The 19,345-nt window shown below is 67.3% G+C and carries 11 protein-coding genes; 9 read left to right on the plus strand and 2 right to left on the minus strand.

Going from position 1 to position 19,345, the window contains the following annotated elements; all coding sequences use genetic code 11:
• Positions 1-157: 157 nt before the first annotated feature.
• The 3 genes from YM304_RS10775 to YM304_RS10785 are packed head-to-tail and all read left to right on the plus strand — an operon-like array spanning position 158 to position 3,023.
• Positions 158-1,726: a CotH kinase family protein gene (locus YM304_RS10775; protein WP_162142059.1), complete on the plus strand. Its 1,569-nt coding sequence runs from the start codon at positions 158-160 to the stop codon at positions 1,724-1,726.
• Entirely contained in the window at positions 1,726-2,280 is a 555-nt protein-coding gene (locus YM304_RS10780; protein WP_015441715.1) for a DUF4956 domain-containing protein, read from the plus strand. The genes YM304_RS10775 and YM304_RS10780 overlap by 1 nt, the downstream gene beginning before the upstream one ends.
• Complete coding sequence (locus YM304_RS10785) at positions 2,277-3,023, plus strand: polyphosphate polymerase domain-containing protein (RefSeq protein ID WP_015441716.1); 747 nt, start codon at positions 2,277-2,279, stop codon at positions 3,021-3,023. The genes YM304_RS10780 and YM304_RS10785 overlap by 4 nt, the downstream gene beginning before the upstream one ends.
• Before the next feature lie 118 nt (positions 3,024-3,141).
• Here YM304_RS10785 and YM304_RS22415 read toward each other — a convergent pair whose 3' ends face one another.
• Positions 3,142-5,832: a glycerophosphodiester phosphodiesterase family protein gene (locus tag YM304_RS22415; RefSeq protein WP_051071399.1), complete on the minus strand. Its 2,691-nt coding sequence runs from the start codon at positions 5,830-5,832 to the stop codon at positions 3,142-3,144.
• A gap of 196 nt (positions 5,833-6,028) precedes the next feature.
• On the opposite strand from YM304_RS22415, the gene uvrA reads away from it, so the two are divergent.
• The 3 genes from uvrA to YM304_RS10810 all read left to right on the plus strand — a co-directional run bounded on the left by uvrA (position 6,029) and on the right by YM304_RS10810 (position 11,667).
• Positions 6,029-8,977, plus strand: a complete 2,949-nt coding sequence (uvrA, locus tag YM304_RS10800; protein ID WP_015441719.1) for an excinuclease ABC subunit UvrA — start codon at positions 6,029-6,031, stop codon at positions 8,975-8,977.
• A gap of 158 nt (positions 8,978-9,135) precedes the next feature.
• Positions 9,136-10,311 carry a hypothetical protein gene (locus YM304_RS10805; RefSeq protein ID WP_015441720.1) on the plus strand — a complete coding sequence of 392 codons (1,176 nt, stop codon included), beginning with the start codon at positions 9,136-9,138 and terminating at the stop codon, positions 10,309-10,311.
• A 75-nt stretch (positions 10,312-10,386) separates the two neighbouring features.
• Positions 10,387-11,667, plus strand: coding sequence for an MFS transporter (locus YM304_RS10810; protein WP_015441721.1), 1,281 nt, complete (start codon positions 10,387-10,389; stop codon positions 11,665-11,667).
• 53 nt (positions 11,668-11,720) lie between these two features.
• Here the strand turns inward: YM304_RS10810 and YM304_RS10815 are convergent, their stop codons facing one another.
• Positions 11,721-12,665 carry a DUF6576 domain-containing protein gene (locus YM304_RS10815; protein WP_015441722.1) on the minus strand — a complete coding sequence of 315 codons (945 nt, stop codon included), beginning with the start codon at positions 12,663-12,665 and terminating at the stop codon, positions 11,721-11,723.
• 184 nt (positions 12,666-12,849) lie between these two features.
• On the opposite strand from YM304_RS10815, the gene uvrC reads away from it, so the two are divergent.
• The 3 genes from uvrC to YM304_RS10830 all read left to right on the plus strand — a co-directional run bounded on the left by uvrC (position 12,850) and on the right by YM304_RS10830 (position 19,334).
• The gene (uvrC, locus tag YM304_RS10820; RefSeq protein ID WP_015441723.1) at positions 12,850-14,769 is read left to right on the plus strand and encodes an excinuclease ABC subunit UvrC; all 1,920 of its coding nucleotides are present in this window, start codon (positions 12,850-12,852) and stop codon (positions 14,767-14,769) included.
• A 206-nt stretch (positions 14,770-14,975) separates the two neighbouring features.
• Positions 14,976-17,831, plus strand: coding sequence for a sensor domain-containing protein (locus YM304_RS10825; protein ID WP_015441724.1), 2,856 nt, complete (start codon positions 14,976-14,978; stop codon positions 17,829-17,831).
• A 60-nt stretch (positions 17,832-17,891) separates the two neighbouring features.
• Positions 17,892-19,334: a hypothetical protein gene (locus YM304_RS10830; protein WP_041298201.1), complete on the plus strand. Its 1,443-nt coding sequence runs from the start codon at positions 17,892-17,894 to the stop codon at positions 19,332-19,334.
• The last annotated feature ends 11 nt before the right edge of the window (positions 19,335-19,345 follow it).

A 19,345-nucleotide genomic window follows, 5' to 3' on the forward strand; every position in this document is an offset into this window, starting at 1 on the left:
CGGCATTCGGCGCCCGGTCTGAAGCGCTCGGTACGTGGTGTCCGACACCCCTCATACCGGGCGGCTACCTTGAGTTCATCTTCGGTTCACCTTCGAACAGCGGACCGACATGTCGATGGGGTCGAAGCGGGCCCTCGGATCTGGGAACGTGCTATCGATGTCGAGACATTCCGAGCGAGCGGCGTTGCAGCGGTGGGCGTGGGCGCTCGCCGTGTCCGCCGTGCTCGGAGTCGCGTGCAGTGGTGCCGACGACGAGTCGAGCGAGTCGGTCCCCTCGGTGCCGGCAACCGACACCGGTGACGAGGCCCTGACCGAGACCGAGCTGCAACCGGAGGCCGATGCGTCACCTCGGGCAGATGAACCCGTCGACGACAGCTCGGCAGACGAGAGCACGACCGAGGAGATCGCCGCAGCGGAGAACGACACCCAGGAAAGCGCCGCAAACGAACCGGAGGCGGATGACGGACCGCGTGCTCGGTGGGAGACCGGCGACTCCGACTACCTGTTCGACCAGAATCTGCTCCACACGTACGAGCTGACGATCCCCGACGAGCATCTGGCCATCCTCGATGGCGACCCTGCGGCTGAGGAATACGTCGAGGGAAGCCTCACGTTCGAGGGGGAGACCCTCGACGCCGTCGGCATTCGGTACAAGGGCTCGATCGGCAGCTTCCTCGGATGCACCTCGGGGCCGAACCCGATACGACCGTCGGGGGAGAAGACCTGCTCCAAACTCTCGATGAAGATCAAGATCAACTTGAACGAGAAGGTCGAGTTCTACGGGTTGCGACGAGTACAGCTTCACGCCATGAACCTCGACTCGACGTTGATGCACGATCGGCTCGGCTACTGGATGTTCGAGCAGGCGGGCGTGGCCGGACCGCGTTCGACACACGCTCGCCTGCTGATCAACGGCGAGTTCGCCGGGCTGTTCGCGATGACCGAGCAGATCGACGGACGCCTCGTCCGCGACCGGTTCGACGACGGCACCGGCAACGTCTACAAGGAGGTGTGGCCGTTCGACGACACCGGAACCGTGCAGCCCGACGACGTGTTCGTCGACGGGCTCGAGACGAACGAAGACGACGACCCCGACGCCGACATCATCCGTGCATTTGCAGCCGACATCCTCGACAGCGGCGCGGTGACCGACCCCGACGCAGCGCGCGACGTGATCGACCGGTGGACCGATCTCGACGCCTTCATCGCGTACGCGGTCGTCGACCGAGCGATCGCCCACGAAGACGGGCCGTTCCACTGGTACTGCCTCGATGGTCCGTGCGAGCCGCACAACTTCTACTGGTACGAAGACCCGACCGAGCGCAAGCTCCACCTGATCCCGTGGGACCTCGACAACGCCTTCGACAACCTCGTCGACGACGTCAATCCGATCACGTCGATCGCCGACGAGTGGGGTGCGACACGTAGCGACTGCCAACCGTTCGCGTACGGACCACTCGGCCTGCTGCAACGGTCTGCCGGGTGCGACCCCCTGGTGGCAGCCTGGTCGTCGCTGGCGGACGACTACGAGCGCGTTCGACGTGAACTCTTCACCGGCCCGCTGTCGCTCGACCGCCTGCTCGACCGACTCGACGTGTGGGCCGAGCAGATCGAACCGGTGGTCGTCGAGCAGCAGGCCGAACTCGACGACGCCCTCACCGTCGACAACTGGAAGGCCGCGCTCGCCACGCTGGCCGAGAACCTCACGATCGCCTTGGAGAACTGATGACCCAACAAGCCCTCATCGCCTGCGACGCGGTCGCGATCCTGCTCCTCGTCTTCGGGTTGTACTTTCCGCGGTATCGGCGCAAGGACATGGTCGCCGCGCTGCTCGGCATCAACGTCGGCGTGCTGGCCGTGGCCACCGTGCTCGCCAAGGCGGAGGTCACCGCAGGGTTGGGACTCGGCCTGTTCGGCGTGCTCTCGATCATCCGACTTCGCTCTCAAGAACTCGACCAGGAAGAGATCGTCTACTACTTCTCGGCGCTCGCGCTCGGGCTGATCGGCGGCATCTCCGTGCAACCGGCATGGGTCTCTCCGGTGTTGATGGGTGCCCTGGTGCTCGCACTGTTCATCGGCGACCACCCGCGACTGTTCTCGTCGCTCCGCAGCCAGGTCGTCACCCTCGACCGGGCGTACACCAGCGAAGCCGAACTCGTCGGCCGACTTGAGGAACTGCTCGACTGCCGCGTGCATCGCATGAAGGTGCGTCGCGTGAACCTCGTCAACGACACGACCGTGGTCGACGTGCGGTACTCGATTCGAGGTGCCGACGCATGATGTCGCTCGCCGACGCCATGGCCGGGGCCGAACCGATCGACCTCGACCGACTGAACGAGCAGGCCGAACTCCAGACGCGCTCGACCCGCAAGTACATCGTCGACGTCGACGTGGTCGCGGCGATCATGCGGTCGTTCGCCGGCGACGTCGCCGTGCTCGAGATCGGCCAGGAGCGCGTCATCGACTACGAGACCGTCTACTTCGACACACCCGACCACACGCTCTACCTCGACACCGCCCATCGGCGACCGCGTCGTTTCAAGGTGCGGACTCGCCGCTACCAGCGCGACGAGACGGCGATGCTCGAGATCAAGGCGAAGAACGGTCGCGGCGCCACGGTGAAGCATCGGCGGGAGTACCTCGCTTCCCGACGGTATGAGCTGAGCGACGAGGCCCGGCGGTGGATCGACGAGATCGTCGACTTCTCCTCGACGACGACGCTCGCTCCGACGCTCGTCACGCGATTCGCTCGGTCGACCGTCGTCGGTCATCGGGACGACGAGCGGTTCACATTCGACACCGATCTCGTGTGCACCTCGCCCGACGGGGCGGCGTCGTCGCTCGACGGCGTCATCGTCGAGTGCAAGTCGACCGGCGAGTCGAGCAGCGTCGACCGGTGGCTGTGGCGGCAGGGCATCCGCCCCGTGACGATCAGCAAGTACTGCACCGGGCGGGCAGCGATCGACCCGGAGCTGCCTGCCAATCACTGGCACCGCACGCTGCGTACGTACTTCGCCGCCTGACTGGGCGACCCCGACGAGTCCGCCGACGCGAGCCCGGACGCGACGATCCCCGGCACCACGGCGCTGACGCCAGGTGCCGGGGATCGTCATCGAGAAGACGGTGTTCGGGGGTGGCCGATCAGCCTCCGCAGGTGACCCCGTCGAGGGTGAAGGTGGTGGGAGCCACCGGCGGGTCGATGCTCTTGCCGATGAACTGGGCGATGACCGTCTCGCCCGGATCGACCACGCGATCCCAGGCCGGGTTCACGACCGTCACGGCGGTCCCGTCCTGGCTGAAGTCGCCCAACCAGCCGGCACGGAGCCGTTCGCCGGCGGTGAAGTTCCAGCCGAGTTCCCAGCCGACGATCGGTTCGTCGGCGGTGTTCGACAACTCGACCGAGGCGATGAACCCGTTGTGCCAGGTGTTGGCGAACACGTACTCGACCGCACACTCGGCGAGGGGCTCAGGCAGCGTGACCGTGACGTCGTTGTCGGTCGAGGTCGACGCAGCCGTGCCCACACCCGTGGCGGTCGTCGCCGCATCGGCATGCACCGACACGGTGACCGTGCCATCCGCCGTGGCGCCCTCGACCGCAACGCGGTACCGCACGCCGGGGGTCAACTCCACGAGCGACACCGAGGTCGCCCCGGCGGAGCCACCGACGATCACGTCGTCGGTGCCGAATCCGACGACCGGCTCGGCGAACACGACGTCGAAGAGCACGGGCTGTTCGGTGGCCGGGTCGGCCTGCGTGCTCGCCTGCTCGACGCGCACCGCAGGAGCGACGGGATCCGGGCCGGGCTCGGTCACCACGACGGTGACGTCGATCGGCGAACCCTGGCGGAAGCCGATGTGCTCACCTGGTCGGTTGGTGATGATTCCGTCGACGCCGATCTCGGCGAGGCGAGCCCAGGTGCCGGCGTCGTCGACCGTCCACGGCATCACGGCGATCCCGGCGGCGTTGAGTTCGGCCACGGCCTCCGGACGTCCGAGCACGGCTCCCACCGACGGGTTGTACGCCGACAGACCGAGTTCGTTCGCAACGGCGACGAGATCCCCGCTGACCGAACCGGTCAGGAAACCGCGGGGAATCTCCGGCGCGATCGTCTTGGCGTCGCGGATCACCTGTGCGTCGAAGCTCTGCACGACGACCTGGTCGACCATGTCGCGATCGAGCACCGCTTGCAGCTGCATCTCGGTCTCGTCGTACGAGGCACCCGGCTTGATCTCGAGCAGCAGGGTCGGGCCGCGGCCCTTGATGAGGTCGAGCACCTGCTCGAGGTGCGGAAGTGGTTCGTCGACGTAGGCCGACGAGAACCACGAACCGGCATCGAGTTCGGCGAGCTGAGCGCTCGACAGCGCGTCGACAGCGCCGGTGCCGTCGGTGGTGCGGTCGACGGTGCTGTCGTGGATGACGATGGTGGCGTCGTCAGCACTCGTGTACGTGTCGATCTCGATCATCTCGGCGCCTGATCGGAGCGCGGCTTCGACGGCGGCGAGTGTGTTCTCCGGTGCGAGCGACGAGTAGCCGCGGTGGGCGATCGTGATCGGCCCGAGCGCCGGGTCGCGCACCAGGGAGCGCGGTGGGAGCTCGGTAACGACCACGTCGTCGATGCTGACGCGGGCGCCGTCGGCGATGAAGCCGAGGATGCCGTCGTCCGACCGCTCGATGCGGGTGGTGGTCAGTACGAGTTGTCCGTCGAACCACCATTCGCCCGTGCTGCCCTGTGCCACGATGCGCACCTGCACGTCGCGGCCCGTGGCAGCGTCGGCAGGTGCGCCACTCTTGTCGGTCACGTTCCAGCCGCCCGTGCTGCGCAAGGCGAACTCGATGCCGTTGCCGGCCGTCGACTGCGAACGCATCACGGCTTGTGCCCAGGGGATGCTGCCATCGGCGGCGACGTCGGTCATGAGCCCCGCCCAGCGGGATGCGTTGTTGACCGACTCGAAACGCAGCGTGAACTCGGCCTGGTAGTTGTCGAGGTGCGGACCGAAGGTGATGCGGGCCTGCGTCGACGGTTCGTCGAGGCGGAGGCGTCCGTCGGCGACCGACCACGCGCCGGCCAGCGGCGTCCACCCCTCGGGCAGCGAATCGCCGTCGAAGGTCTCCTCGAACCTGACGAGCTCCGGTTCGGGTTCCGGTTCCGGCTCGGGATCGGCGAGCGGTTCGAGTTCGGTCACCACGAGATCGTCGAAGCTGACCGTCGCTCCGGCGATCACGAAGCCGAGCACGCCGGCGTCGGTGCGCTCGACGCTCGTCGTCGACAGCACGAGCTCGTCGTCGAAGTACCACGCGCCTCGCTCGCCCTGGATGTCGATGCGCACGTCGACGTCGTTGCCGACACCAGCGTCGACCGGAGCCGATCCGGCGTCGGTGACGTTCCAGCTCTCGTCGGCGTTGCGGATCGCGAACTCGATGCCGTTCGACGCAGTCGACTCCGACCGCATGACGGCGTGGGCCCACGGTGCTCCGCCGGTCGGCGCCACGTCGGTGACGATGCCGGCCCAGCGACTCGCGTTGACGACGTCTTCGAAGCGCATCGTGGCTTCGATGCGGACGTTGTCACGATGCTCGCCGAAGGTCAGGATCGACGGGGTGTACGCGTTGTCGGTGTGGCCGTACAGACGTCCGTCGCGCACGGTCCAGTCGGCATCGCCGTCGGCGAGCCAACCGGCCGGGAGCGCATCACCGGAGAAGTCCTCCGTGAGGATCACGTCACCTGGCGCGGCGGTCGTCGGCGATGACGCGACGACGATCGTCGATGCCGCAGCGAGGGCAGCGAGTCCGCCGGCGGCGACACGCCGCAGGCGATGGGGGGTTCGATTCATGGGTCGAGTGACTCCTTGCTCCCGGCGGGGGAGCGGTTGTGTGGTGTGGAGTCGCGGACCGTAACGACGGCACATGGACCCCATCCGACGGCGAGATGAACCCGTGGTGAGCGTCTGCCGAACGGGAGACGGGCCACTCCCGCCCGCCGCTGGGCACGTCCCGAACTGAACACATGTTCGCTAGCATTTGACGACAATGGCTCGAAATCCCGCAGAACCGAGCGCCACGAAGGTCGCCAAGAAAGCTCCCGCCGCGAAGGCGGCCGCCCCGAAGAAACGGGCGGCGAAACGTAAGTCCGACGAACCGCAGATCACGGTTCGAGGCGCACGCGAGCACAACCTCAAGAACGTCAACGTCGAGCTCCCGCGCGACAAGCTCGTGGTGTTCACCGGGCTCTCCGGGTCGGGCAAGTCGAGCCTGGCGTTCGACACGATCTACGCCGAAGGTCAGCGTCGCTACGTCGAATCGCTGAGCGCCTACGCCCGCCAGTTCCTCGGGCAGATGGACAAGCCCGACGTCGACGTGATCGATGGGCTGTCGCCGGCGATCTCGATCGACCAGAAGTCGGCGTCACGCAACCCGCGTTCGACCGTCGGCACGATCACCGAGGTCTACGACTACCTGCGACTGCTCTACGCCCGCATCGGGGTGCAGCACTGCCCCAACCACGGCATCGAGTTGGAGCGTCAGACCCCGCAGCAGATCGTCGACCGTATCCTCACGATGGATGAGGGCGTCAGGTTCCAGGTGCTCGCTCCCGTCGTGCGTGGCCGCAAGGGTGAATACGACACGCTGCTCGAAGACCTCTCTGGTCAGGGCTACGTGCGTGCGGTCATCGACGGCGAGACCGTCGACATCGACGAGTTCCTCAAGCGCGACGAACGACTGGCCAAGTACGAGAACCACAAGATCGCCGTCGTCGTCGACCGTCTCGTCCTCAAAGAAGGGCTCGAACGGCGCCTCACCGATTCGCTCGAACAAGCGCTCACGCTCGCCGACGGCGTCGCCGAGATCGAGATCGTCAAGCGCGACGGGGAGGGTGAGAACGAGGTTCTCGTGTTCTCGCAGCACCTCGCGTGCCCGATGTGCGACACCAGCTTCGACGAGCCGGCGCCGCGAAACTTCTCGTTCAACTCGCCGTACGGCGCGTGTGCGAAGTGCGACGGGCTCGGCACCACCTTCGAAGTCGACCCCGAGTTGATCATCCCCGACGGCGACGTCTCGCTCGCCGACGGCGCGATCGCCCCGTGGCGCAGCGCGCACACCCAGTACTTCACGCGGATGCTCGAGTCGGTGGCCAACGTCAACGACATCGACCTCGACGCGCCATGGGATCAACTGCCGGCCAAAGCCCAGAAGCTCATCCTGCACGGGGTGAAGGGCAAGATGACCGTCAAGTACAAGAACCGCTACGGACGCTCCCGCTCGTACCAGACCGAGTACGAAGGCGTCATCCCGTGGCTTCGTCGTCGCCACGAAGGCAGCGACTCCGAGTGGGCCCGCGAGCAGTACGAGGGCTACATGCGTCTCGTCGCGTGCTCGGCGTGCAACGGCGCCCGCCTCAAGCCGGCCACGTTGGCGATCACGATCAACGGCAAGCACATCTCCGAGGTGTGCGACATGTCGATCGCCGATTCGGCCAAGTTCCTCGCCGACCTCGAACTCAGCGAACGCGAGCGGCTGATCGCCGAGCGCGTCACGAAGGAGATCAACGCCCGACTCGGGTTCCTCCTCGACGTCGGCCTCGACTACCTCACCATGTCTCGCTCGGCCGGCACCCTCGCCGGCGGCGAAGCGCAACGCATCCGTCTGGCATCGCAGATCGGTTCCGGACTCGTCGGCACGCTCTACGTCCTCGACGAACCGTCGATCGGACTCCACCAGCGCGACAACCAGCGCCTGATCGACACCTTGGTGCGATTGCGCGACCTCGGCAACACGGTCATCGTCGTCGAGCACGACGAAGAGACGATCCGCGAGTCCGACTGGATCGTCGACATCGGCCCCGGTGCGGGCGAGCACGGGGGAGAGGTCGTGTACTCGGGGCCGGTCAAGGGCATCGAGAAGGTCAAGGACTCCATCACCGGCCAGTACCTGTCGGGCAAGAAGTCGGTGCCGGTTCCGGAGGCACGTCGCTCACAGTCGTTCGATCACATCGAGATCGTCGGGGCCCGCGAACACAACCTGCAGAACATCGACGTGCAGATCCCGCTCGGCAACTTCGTGTGCGTCACGGGTGTGTCGGGGTCGGGCAAGTCGTCGCTCATCCGAGACATCCTGCTGCCGGTGCTGATGACGAAGATCTACAAGTCGAAGATCCCGGCGGGCAAGCACAAGCGCATCAACGGCATCGAACACCTCGACAAGGTCATCGACATGGACCAGTCACCGATCGGCCGGACGCCGCGCTCCAACCCGGCCACCTACACCGGCGTTTTCGACAAGATCCGCAAGCTCTACTCGAGCACCAACGAGGCCAAGGTCCGCGGGTATCTGCCCGGACGCTTCTCGTTCAACGTCAAGGGCGGGCGCTGCGAAGCGTGTGCTGGTGACGGCACGATCAAGATCGAGATGCACTTCCTGCCCGACGTGTACGTGCCGTGCGAGGTCTGCAAGGGCGCTCGGTTCAACCGAGACACACTCGACATCGAGTTCAAGGGCAAGAACATCGCCGAGGTGCTCGACATGCCGGTCGCCGAAGCGGTCGACTTCTTCGCCAACCAACCCGGCATCGCTCGCTACATGCAGACACTCATGGACGTCGGCCTCGGCTACGTCCGGCTCGGTCAGTCGGCGCCCACGTTGTCGGGTGGCGAGGCGCAGCGCGTCAAGCTGGCCACCGAACTGGCGAAGCGGTCGACCGGCCACACGATCTATCTGCTCGACGAGCCGACGACCGGGTTGCACATGGACGACGTCAACCGACTGCTCACCGTGCTGCAGCGGCTCGTCGATCAGGGCAACACGGTGCTCGTCATCGAACACAGCCTCGACGTGATCAAGACGGCCGACTGGATCATCGACCTCGGCCCCAACGGCGGGTCGGGCGGTGGCACGATCGTCGCCGAGGGGCCACCCGAGCACATCGCCACGGTGAAGGAGAGCCACACCGGGCACTTCCTTCGCGAGTTGCTGCCGGGCTGACCGCCGACGATGCCGATCGTCGCCGCCGCGTCTGACACATTCTGAGATCGCCACGCGGTGAGGCGATCGCCGACCGCGGCGCCAGCCGGTCGGATATTCGGAGCATCGAGCGGGTGCGGTGTGACAGCGTCGGTGTCCCGCCAACCGAGGAGCATCCGATGTCCGAATCGTCCGTCACCGCACTCCGTGCCGAAATCGAGCGGTTGACCGCCCGTCTCGATGCCATCGAAGCCGGGGAGCCGGCAGCCCCAGCCGCAGCACGTGATCGAGCCGACGCGCCGGAGACCGGCGGAGTCAGCCGCCGCCAATGGGTGCGCGCTGCTGCGGCAGCAGCAGCCGGAGGCACTGCGGCGGTCGTCGCCGGGCGTCCCGCCGCCGCAGCGGCAGGGTCGCCGCTCACGCTCGGCCAGGCCAACACGACAGCGACGGCCACGCGCAGCGACTACACGGGCCCCGCCGAAGGGGTGGGCATGCTGTTCCAGTCGGGCAACTCGTTCAACACGGGTTCTGCACAGAGGGGCGCGGCGGTCGGGGCGATGACCACCAACGCCTTGCAACCCAATGGGCTGTACGGCTACTCGACCGTCGACGCAGCCGACACGGTGGTCGACTCCGACGCCGTCCTGGCCGGTGCCGCCGGCGTGGTCGGGCATGCGGTGGGGCAACAGTCATTCGGCGTGCGGGCGATGTCGGACCAGGGGTCGGCGGTGCGCGCCGACGGTGCCACGTACGGCGCCGAGATCTCGGGCGAGCTCGCGGCGATGGTGCTCGGGCCCACCACGTTCGTGCCGCCGACGTCGTCGACCGAGTTCCACCGCGGCGGTGAGTTCTACGTCCGTGCCGCCTCCGATTCGGGGCTGGCCGTCGAGTTGTGGTTCTGCACGGTGGGCGGAACACCGGGCACCTGGGTACAGGTGGCAGGTCCGGGACAACCCGGCGCATTCCGTGCGATCGATCCGGTGCGCGCCTACGACTCCCGTTCGGCCCAACCGAGCCCTGGCGTACTGAGCGGTGGCGAGAAGCGGGTGGTCGACCTCACGCAGTCGCGAGATCTCACCACCGGAGCGCCGACCGGCGCGCTGGTGCCGGAGGGAGCGACCGCGGTGGCGTACAACGTCGCCGTCGTCAACACGACGGGCAGCGGCTTCCTGTCGGTCGTGCCGGGCGCGTCGGCCACGTCGTTCAGCGCCGCCACGATCAACTGGTCGGCGAGCGGGCAGATCCTCAACAACGGCAGCATCGTGCGCGTGTTCTCCGATCGTGAGGTCAGCGTGTTCGCCGGAGGAGGCGGGTCGACCCACTTCGTGATCGACGTGACTGGCTACTGGGTCTGAGCGGCGACGCCGTACCGCCGGCCGGCCGCTCCAACCGACCGGGAGCGTCGGGCCGACCTCTGCAATGATCGGCCGGTGACCGTCGGCGCCGACATCTCCACCGGGTTCGGTTCGCTCGAGCCCTCCGAGCGGGCGCGCCTGCAGCATCGCACGCTGTGGTCACTGCGCTTCGCGCAGGTGCCGGGCCAGGCGGCGGTGGCCGGGATGGTCGCGGTGGTGTCGCTGCTGGCGAGCGACATGCTCGGCTCCGACCGCCTCGCCGGGCTCGGGAGTGCCTCGTTCACGCTCGGCGCCGCGGCGACGTCGATTCCACTCGCGGCCTACATGCGTCGTCGCGGTCGTCGGCCGGGGCTCGCGAGGGCGCTGTTGCTCGGATCGCTCGGCGCCGGCGTGGCCGCGCTGGGCGGCGAGACCAGACTGTTCCCGATCTTCCTGCTCGGCATGGTGGCGTTCGGAGCGGGCCAGGCGGCAACCCTGCAACAGCGCTATGTGGCCGCCGACCTCGCCGAACCCGAACACGCCGGCACGGCGATCGCGGCGATCGTCTGGGTCGGCACGCTCGGCGCGGTGTTCGGGCCGCTGCTGACCCCGGCCGCGAAGGCGCTGGGGCGAGGCATCGGGCTCGACGAGTTGGTGGGACCGTTCGTCGTGGGGGCCGTGTTGCTCGCCATCGCCGCAGTGGTCGTCACCGTCCGGCTGCGGCCCGATCCGCTCGAGGTGCTCGGCGCCGTCGACCCCGACGCCCAGCGAGTCAGGCCGCTCCAGCAGATCCGCACGTCGAGTTCGGTGATCGCGTCGTCGGCCGGCGCTCGACTCGGGCTCGCGGCGATGGCGATCTCGCAGGCAGCGATGGTCGGCGTGATGACGATGACTCCGCCGCACATGAAAGACCACGACCACGGCGACTTGTCGGCGTACGTCATCGCGCTGCACATCGTGGGGATGTACGGCCTGGCCCCGGTGGTCGGCCGTTTCACCGACCGCGTCGGCACGAACCAGGCGATTCGGCTCGGTGCGGTCGTGCTCGGGCTCGGAACGGTGAGCACCGTCATGGCGGGCTATGTGCCGGCGTTGATGTTCGTCGGGCTGTTCTTCCTCGGACTCGGCTGGAACATCGGGCTCATCGCCGGTTCGACGCTGCTGACCGGGTCGGTACCCGCAGCGGCGAAGGTGGAGGTGCAGGGCACCGCCGATCTGACGATGAGCGTCTGCGGCGCGACTGCGGCGTTCGGCTCCGGGTTCGTGAAGGAGTCGTTCGGATTCCACCTGCTCGCAAACGGTGCGGCGGTGTTGGCCGGCTGCCTGCTGGTGGCCGCGTGGGTCGCCGCGGCGCGTGCACCGTCGACCGCATCTTGACCGCGGAGCGCGTGCTGCGGCGCGAGTCGCAGCGACTCAGAGCCGTGTCGGGGTCAGCGGTTGCGCAGGCGCTTGCTGAGTTCGTTGAGGCGAGCCTTCTCTTCGCCCGAGAGCGCGTCCATGCCCTGCCCGCCGATCTTGTCGAGCAGACCGTCGAGTTCGGCCTGGTCGGCCGGCGACGCCGGCGGTCGGGTCGGCGGACCAGTGGGCGCCGGCTGATCGGCACCTTTCCACGGGCCTTCGACGACACGCGGCCCGAGATCGCGCGACTTCGGTCGCTTCTTGGGTTTCGGCACACGACCACCACCGCCACGACGGCCACTCGACGCGCCGGGTGAACCGCCGAGCGGAACGTGGGGGATCGGCCACGCCGTGGCGAGACCGAGCGAACGACCGATGCTGAGCCCGGCAGCGATGGCCGAGAGCATGAAGATGATCTGACCGCCGGCGCGGTTGCCCGAGTACTGGAGCAGGTTGAGGCCGGTGAAGATCGCGGCGAGCCCCCACAGCGGCATGATCTCGAACCATCGGACGTTGGGGTACGTGCCGGCGTACACCCAGATACCGCACAGGAACAGCGTGCTCAGACCAAAGTTGACACTGCCGAAGTCGAGCGTGTCGGAGAACGTGCCCAGGATGGTCAGCAGCACCGACGGGACGAGGGCGACGCCGAGCACCCAGGCGAGGAACCGATTGCGGCCGAACAGGCCTTCGAGTTGCTGGCCGAACACCCAGAAGAACACGACGCCGATCAGCGAGAAGAGTTCGGGCTGGGTGGCGATCGGCCACGTGACCAGGCGCCAGACCTGGAAGCTCTCGCGGACGTCGGGGGCGAAGAAGAGCAGCTTGCTGAACGCCGTGAGGCTGGCACCGTAGACGAACATCGAGAACACGGCGAGCGCACACAGGATGTCGACCGTGGTGGCGTCGTAGCGGCTGACGCGGAACCACCCCTCGTTCGGGCGGCGACGGAACATGGCGGAGAAGTACTGCGACATCAGCCAGCAACAGTATCTGGCGATCTCGCTCGACCGCCGCCACTGCGCCATGACCGCGTCCGCGTGCGCCGTCGCTGCGCCATCACGTCCGGCCGCGCAACTCCGGCCCGACGAACGTCGAGCCGTCGGGAAGTGCGCGACCGCCGTCGACCGCTGCCGACCGCAGCCGTATGCTCGGAGGGTCATGAAGCGGCCAGCAGCGGGCACCATCCCGGACGAGCCCGGCTCGTATCAGTTCAAGGACCGGCATGGCCGTGTCATCTACGTCGGCAAGGCGTCGAGCCTCCGGCAACGGCTGTCGAACTACTTCCAGAACCCGAAGAACCTGCACCCGCGTACGGCGCAGATGGTCGAGACCGCCGAGACCGTCGAGTGGACCATCGTCCGCAACGAGGTCGAGGCGCTCATGCTCGAGTACAGCCTCATCAAGGAGCACGACCCGCGCTTCAACGTTCGGTTGCGTGACGACAAGAGCTACCCGTTCCTGGCGGTGACCGCCGACGACCAGTGGCCTCGTGCCGTGGTCATGCGCGGTCGCAAGAAGAAGGGCACGCGGTACTACGGGCCGTACGCCCACGCCTACGCGATCCGCGACACGCTCGACCTGTTGTTGCGGAGCTTCCCGATCCGTACGTGCAGCCAGAACAAGTTCAACGAGCACGAGCGGCTCGGTCGACCGTGCCTGCTGTTCCACATCGAGAAGTGCGCCGGCCCCTGCGTCGGCGAGATCGAGGAGATGGAGTACCGCCAACTCGTCACCGAGCTGTGCCAGTTCCTCGACGGTGACACCGACGAGATCGTCGACCGCTTGGAAGCCGACATGCGCGAGGCGGCCACATCGCTCGAGTTCGAGCAGGCGGCGCGGCTTCGCGACCGTCTCGAGGCGGTCCGCAAGGCGATCGCCAAGCAACAGATGGTGGCCGACAAGAACGAGGACCTCGACGTGTTCGGCATCGCCGACGACGAGCTCGAAGCGTCGGTGCAGGTGTTCTACGTCCGCAAGGGGCGAGTGGTCGGCCGGAAGGGGTTCATCCTCGACAAGGTCGAAGAGCTCACACCCGGCAAGATGATCGACCGCATCCTCGAGTCGATGTACGGCGAGGAGCCGGTGGTCGGCGTGCCGAAGCAGGTCTTGGTGCCCTACGAACCCGACGACCGCGAGACGTACGAGCAGTGGCTCGAGATGATCCGCGGCTCGAGGGTGCAGGTACGCGTCCCGCAGCGTGGCGACAAGCGGTCGTTGCTCGAGACGGTGACGCGTAACGCCAAGGAGGAGTTCACGCGTCACCGGATGCGCCGCGCGACCGATCACAACACGCGCAGTCGTGCGCTCACCGAGTTGCAGCATGCGCTCGACCTCCCCGAAGCGCCGCTGCGGATCGAGTGCTACGACATGGCGCACCTGCAGGGCACCGACTACGTCGGGTCGATGGTGGTGCTCGAAGACGGACTTCCGGCCAAACGCGAGTACCGCCGGTTCAAGGTCAACACGGTCGGCGGCGAGGTGGTCGGTGGTGGGAGCGACGACTACGCGGCGATGGCCGAGGTCGTGCGCCGAAGGCTCCAGGCATATCTCGATGATCGAGATCGACCGATCGACGAGCGCTCCGGGCCGCAGGACGAGGACGCTCCGTCGAAACAGCGCGAGCGAAAGCCCGGCAAGTTCGCGTACCCACCGCAGCTGCTGCTGGTCGACGGTGGCAAAGGACAGGTGTCGGCCACGCAACGGGTCGTCGAAGAACTCGGTCTCGCCGACGAGATCCCGGTCGCCGGGCTGGCCAAGCGGTTCGAAGAGGTCTACGTCCCCGGGCGTTCCGAACCGATCGAGATCGCGCGGGGGAGCGAGGCGCTCTTCATGTTGCAACGCATCCGTGACGAAGCGCACCGATTCGCCAACACCTTCCACGGGGAGCGACGCAGCAAGCGCATGACGGTCAGCGCGCTCGACGGGATTCCTGGGCTCGGCGAGGTCCGGAAGAAGAAGCTCGTCAAAGCGATGGGTGGCGTGAACGCAGTGAAGAAGGCGAGCCTCGACGAACTGCAGGCCCACAGCTTCCTTCCCGACGCCGTCGCCGAAGCGATCCACACCAAGTTCCACGCCTGACCGCGCTCGAGGCGCCGCCCTCGCCGTCCTCACGGTGCCCCCGGCGCATGGGCTGACGGTCGGCCCGAGCACGTTCGGGCGCAGCACATTGCACCGCGATCCACCGAATCAAGTGGCACGAGATGGTACACTGCTTTTTCCGACGAGAATGCGGATGGCGCCACGGAATGCGGATCGTGGTCGCTTCGGCGGGTTGAAGTGGAGCGATGGACGATCAAGTGGCGGAGGCCGGTGGGCTTCAAGAAGCGACGAAGGGCTCGGAAGTGCCCGAGATGTCGACGCTCGCGTCGCTCCCTGTCCCGGTCATCGTCACCAAGCTGCCGGGTCGTGAAATCGTCTTCGCCAACGCCGCATGCCAGGAAGCTCTCGGGCGAACCGGCGAACAGTTCCGCGGGCTGACGGTCGACGACATCACCGCTCCGGAGGACCGTCCACACGTCGACGCCGTCATCGCCGACGTCCGCGAGCGCGGCGTAGTCGTCGAGAAGGCCTACCTGCACGGCGATGGCTCGATCCGACGGATGCACCTGCACGCCATCACGGTGTCTGGTTTCACGGGATATGCCGTCGCGCTCCTGTTCGACATCACCAAGACGAGCCGGTCGCTCGGCCGCCTCAAGCTGCTGGCCGAGGCCGCAGCGCTGGTGCCCGGCGCCGACATCGGCATCGACACCATCTCCGCCACCGTCGCCTCCATGGCGACCGAGCACCTCGGCTCCGAGGTCGAAGTCGTCTGGTTCGACGAGCCGAAGTCGATCCTGGAAGACGGCTCGTCCGAACCGGTCCGCGTCGGTGACCGTCTGCGCTGCCCGATCGTCGTGACCGACAACGTGATGGGAGAGGTGCGAGTCACCTCGTCGGCCCCGGACGGAGACGAGTTCGACGACGAGTTGCTGTGCCTCGAGTCGCTGGCGCACTGCCTGGCCGGTGCGTCGTCGGTCGCCGCGCTCGACGCGTCGCTGCGCAGAGCCGAACTGTTCGAGCGCGGGTTCGAGGCGGCCTCGGTCGGGTTGCAGATCGTCGACGAGGACGGTGTGTTCCTGCGCGTCAATCGCTCCTTCGCGACCATGATCGGCCGGAAGCGTGAGGAACTCGTTGGGCTGCACTGGACAGCAGTCACGCATCCCGACGACATAGCCATGCACGAAGACGGTGAGGTGCGCCGTCGGCTGGATCGTGGCGACGGGGCGATGTACCGCGACGTCAAGCGCTACGTGACCGCTGACGGGTCGATCAAGTTCGGCGACATCACGATCACATCGGTCACGGGCAACCCGAAAACCGACATGCCGTTCAGGTTGGTGCAGGTCGTCGATGTCACCGAACAGATCCGATCACTCAACGATCTGGCAGCCGCCCGCCGAGACCTGATGGCGAGCGAACTCCGGTATCGATCGCTGGTCGAGCCGGCTCCCGACGCCGTGCTCCGGATCGGCGCAGACGGGATCGTGGCCGATGCGAACGCCTCGGCCGAGCGCATCTTCGAGTTCGACGCGTCCGTCGGCGCGCCCGTCTCCGACCTGCTTCCGGCAGTGTTCGCCGACGAGGTCGCCGCGATGGTGCGGACCGTCATGGTGACCGGTGCGCAAGACCAGATCGACCGTCAGCGGCTGCGACTCGGCGACGGTACGAGCCGTTGGTTCCTCACGAGGATCGTCGCCGAAGACTCGACCGGCACGTCGCCGACGGCACACGTGGTGATGAGCGACATCACGCAGATGGTCGAACACGAGGAGCGTCTGTCGGCGATGGCCCGCGTCGACGCCGTGACCGGGGTCGCGAACCGGGTGGCGCTGTACGAGCGCCTCGAGGTCGCGCTCGCCGCACTCGGCGAGTCCACCGACACATGTGTGGCGGTCGCAGCGATCGGACTCGACCACTTCAAGACGGTCAACGACTCGTTCGGCCACGCCTTCGGCGACGAAGCGATTCGACTCTTCGCCAGAGCCGTCGATGCCACCCTGGGGCCCGACGACATGTTCGGCCGGCTCGGCGGAGACGAGTTCCTCCTCGTGCTCGACAACCAGCCGACCGAGGACGACGCCAAGCGGGTCGTCGAACGACTGGTCGACATGATCACGCCGCTCGAGCTGGTAGCCGACGATGGCCGAACCATCTCACTGTCGGCGAGCCTCGGGCTCGTCGTGGTCACGTCGGCCGACGACGTCGACGACGTCATCGAAATGGCCGACAGCGCGTTGCTCGAGGCGAAGCGGACGGGGCGTGGTCGCCTGAAGGTGGCGGGGGCCTCGTCGGGAGACGGCGCGAGCGCACCATCGCTGCGCGTCCAGTTGCTCGATCTGCTCGACGCCGACAGCCGCGGGGAATTCGAGTTGCTCTATCAGCCGATCATCGGAGCCGACGGCCGCGTTCGGTCGGTCGAGGCACTGATCCGTTGGAATCATCCCGACCGCGGGCAGCTCACGCCCGATCACTTCATCGACGCGCTGATCCATTCCGGGCGGATCGAGGGGGTCGGACGCTGGGTCGTTTCCACAGCGGTCCGGCAGATCGAGGAGTGGGACGCGATCGGCCTGGGCGGTCTGTCGATCAACATCAACGTGTCACCCGGCGAACTCGCTCACCCTGGGTTCTGTTCGCACCTGCGAACCACCATCGCCGAGTCGAGCATCGACCCGAGCCGGATTCGCATCGAGATCACCGAACTCGCGCTCGCCGGCACCTTCGTGCCCACGGCGATGCTCGACGACCTCTCCAACATCGGCGCTCGCATCGTCCTCGACGACTTCGGCACCGGGGTGTCGTCGCTCAGCCACCTCCGCGTCAAGTCACTGAGCGGCATCAAGATCGACAAGTCGTTCCTGCGCCACGCCGCCGACAACATCGTCGATCGCGGCATCGTCGAAGGCATGATCGCATTGGCGCACAACATCGGGGTCGACGTCACGGTCGAGGGCGTCGAGACGCGAGACCAAGCCCACTGGCTGGCGAGCACGGGGTGCGAGGCGATGCAGGGGTGGCTGTTCAGCCGAGCCGTCTCGGCCACCGACGTGCCGAACATCGCAGCGCAGCGCTTCGACATGCCCCACTCCGAGGTCTGACCGATGATTCGGCCGCCCCGCGGCCGTCATCTATCGTTGGCCGCTCATGGGAGGAACAACATGAATCGACTGTCACGAATCGTCATCGCAGCGCTCAGCGCCCTCGTCGGGCTGGCGGCACTGCCCGCGGCAACGACATCGGCAGCGCCAGAGCCGCCGCCATTCATCTGGTCGCAGGTGATCGTCGACGGGATCGGTTCGTCCGCGATCCTGCCGACGATCAGCGACCAGTTGTTTCCGCTTTCGGAGGGCGGCGAGATCAGCGGGACCGATGCTTTCCTCACCGGCGTGACCGACCCGCACCCGGGGCCGAATCCTCCCGACGACTTCTGTCAGGACCCGCCGGTCACCGAGTACGACCCCGGCTCGGTGCGCGATCGACGGTGTGAGCTGACCACCGGACCCGGCGATTACTTCCTGGTGGTCGGGCCCGCTCCCGACGGCTACGAGACCGAGTACTGGTGCGATCAGACCTACGAGGTCACCACCATCGACGGCATGGAAGGCATCGCCATCGAACTGCTCGACGGGCAACGCCCGAGCTGTTTCGTGCGGTTCGAGCGGCCGATCCACCTCTCCAGCTACGTCGAGGTCGTCGACGAGGACGCGGCCGGTGGCCCGTTCGACGCGGCGACGCTTTTCGCCGCACTCGAAGCGGAGGCGTACACCGATCCCGGCGGCGAGCAGGTGCTGGCCGACGGCGACTGCGTCTCGGCGTTCTACCCCCTGGGCGACGACCCGGCCGCGCAGTTCTTCGACTGCCTGTTGCCGGCGCCGGGCGACTATCAGACCGGCCTGGCCGGGGTGCCGAACGGCATGGTCCTCGTCGAGGTGAGTTGTTACGACCCCGATGAGGGAGAGGACGAACGGATCGACGACCCGCTGGGTGCGTTCACGTTCGTCGACACCGTGATCTACTGCGACCACTACTACCGCTTCGTCCGTCAGACCTTCAGCGTCGACGTGGTCGTCACCAACGACGACGACGGCACCGCCGTCGGGTCCGACTTCGAGATCGAGGTCTACGACGCCGGCGGCGCGCTCGTGGCCACCGGGTTCGATCCGGCTCCGAACGACGAGTCCGCCTCGGCCGAGTTCACGCTCGGAATCGGCGACTACCAGTTCGGCATCTCAGGCCCCGACGGGTACGAGTCGACCGTCACGATCACGGTGTCCGAGCTCGCGACCGAGGTGATCGACGACGCATCGGCAGCGTTCACCATCGGCGAGTTCTCGACGGTGTCGGCGGTGATCGCGATGGACGATCAGACCGCTCCGACCACGACGGTTCCGCCCACGACGGCGGTACCCACCACGGCGGCGCCGACGACCGTCGCGCCGACCACGGCCGCCCCCGACCCGACCACCACCGAGCGCCCGACCACCGAGTTGCCGGCGACCGGACCGCGAGGGCCGGCTCCGCTGCTGACGTGGGGCGCGCTCGGCCTGCTTCTGCTCGGCGCCGGCATCGCACTCTCGGCGCGTCGTCCGACCACGCGCTGATCCGCTGGCGC

The sequence above is a fragment of the Ilumatobacter coccineus YM16-304 genome, from assembly GCF_000348785.1.
Lineage (GTDB): Bacteria > Actinomycetota > Acidimicrobiia > Acidimicrobiales > Ilumatobacteraceae > Ilumatobacter_A > Ilumatobacter_A coccineus.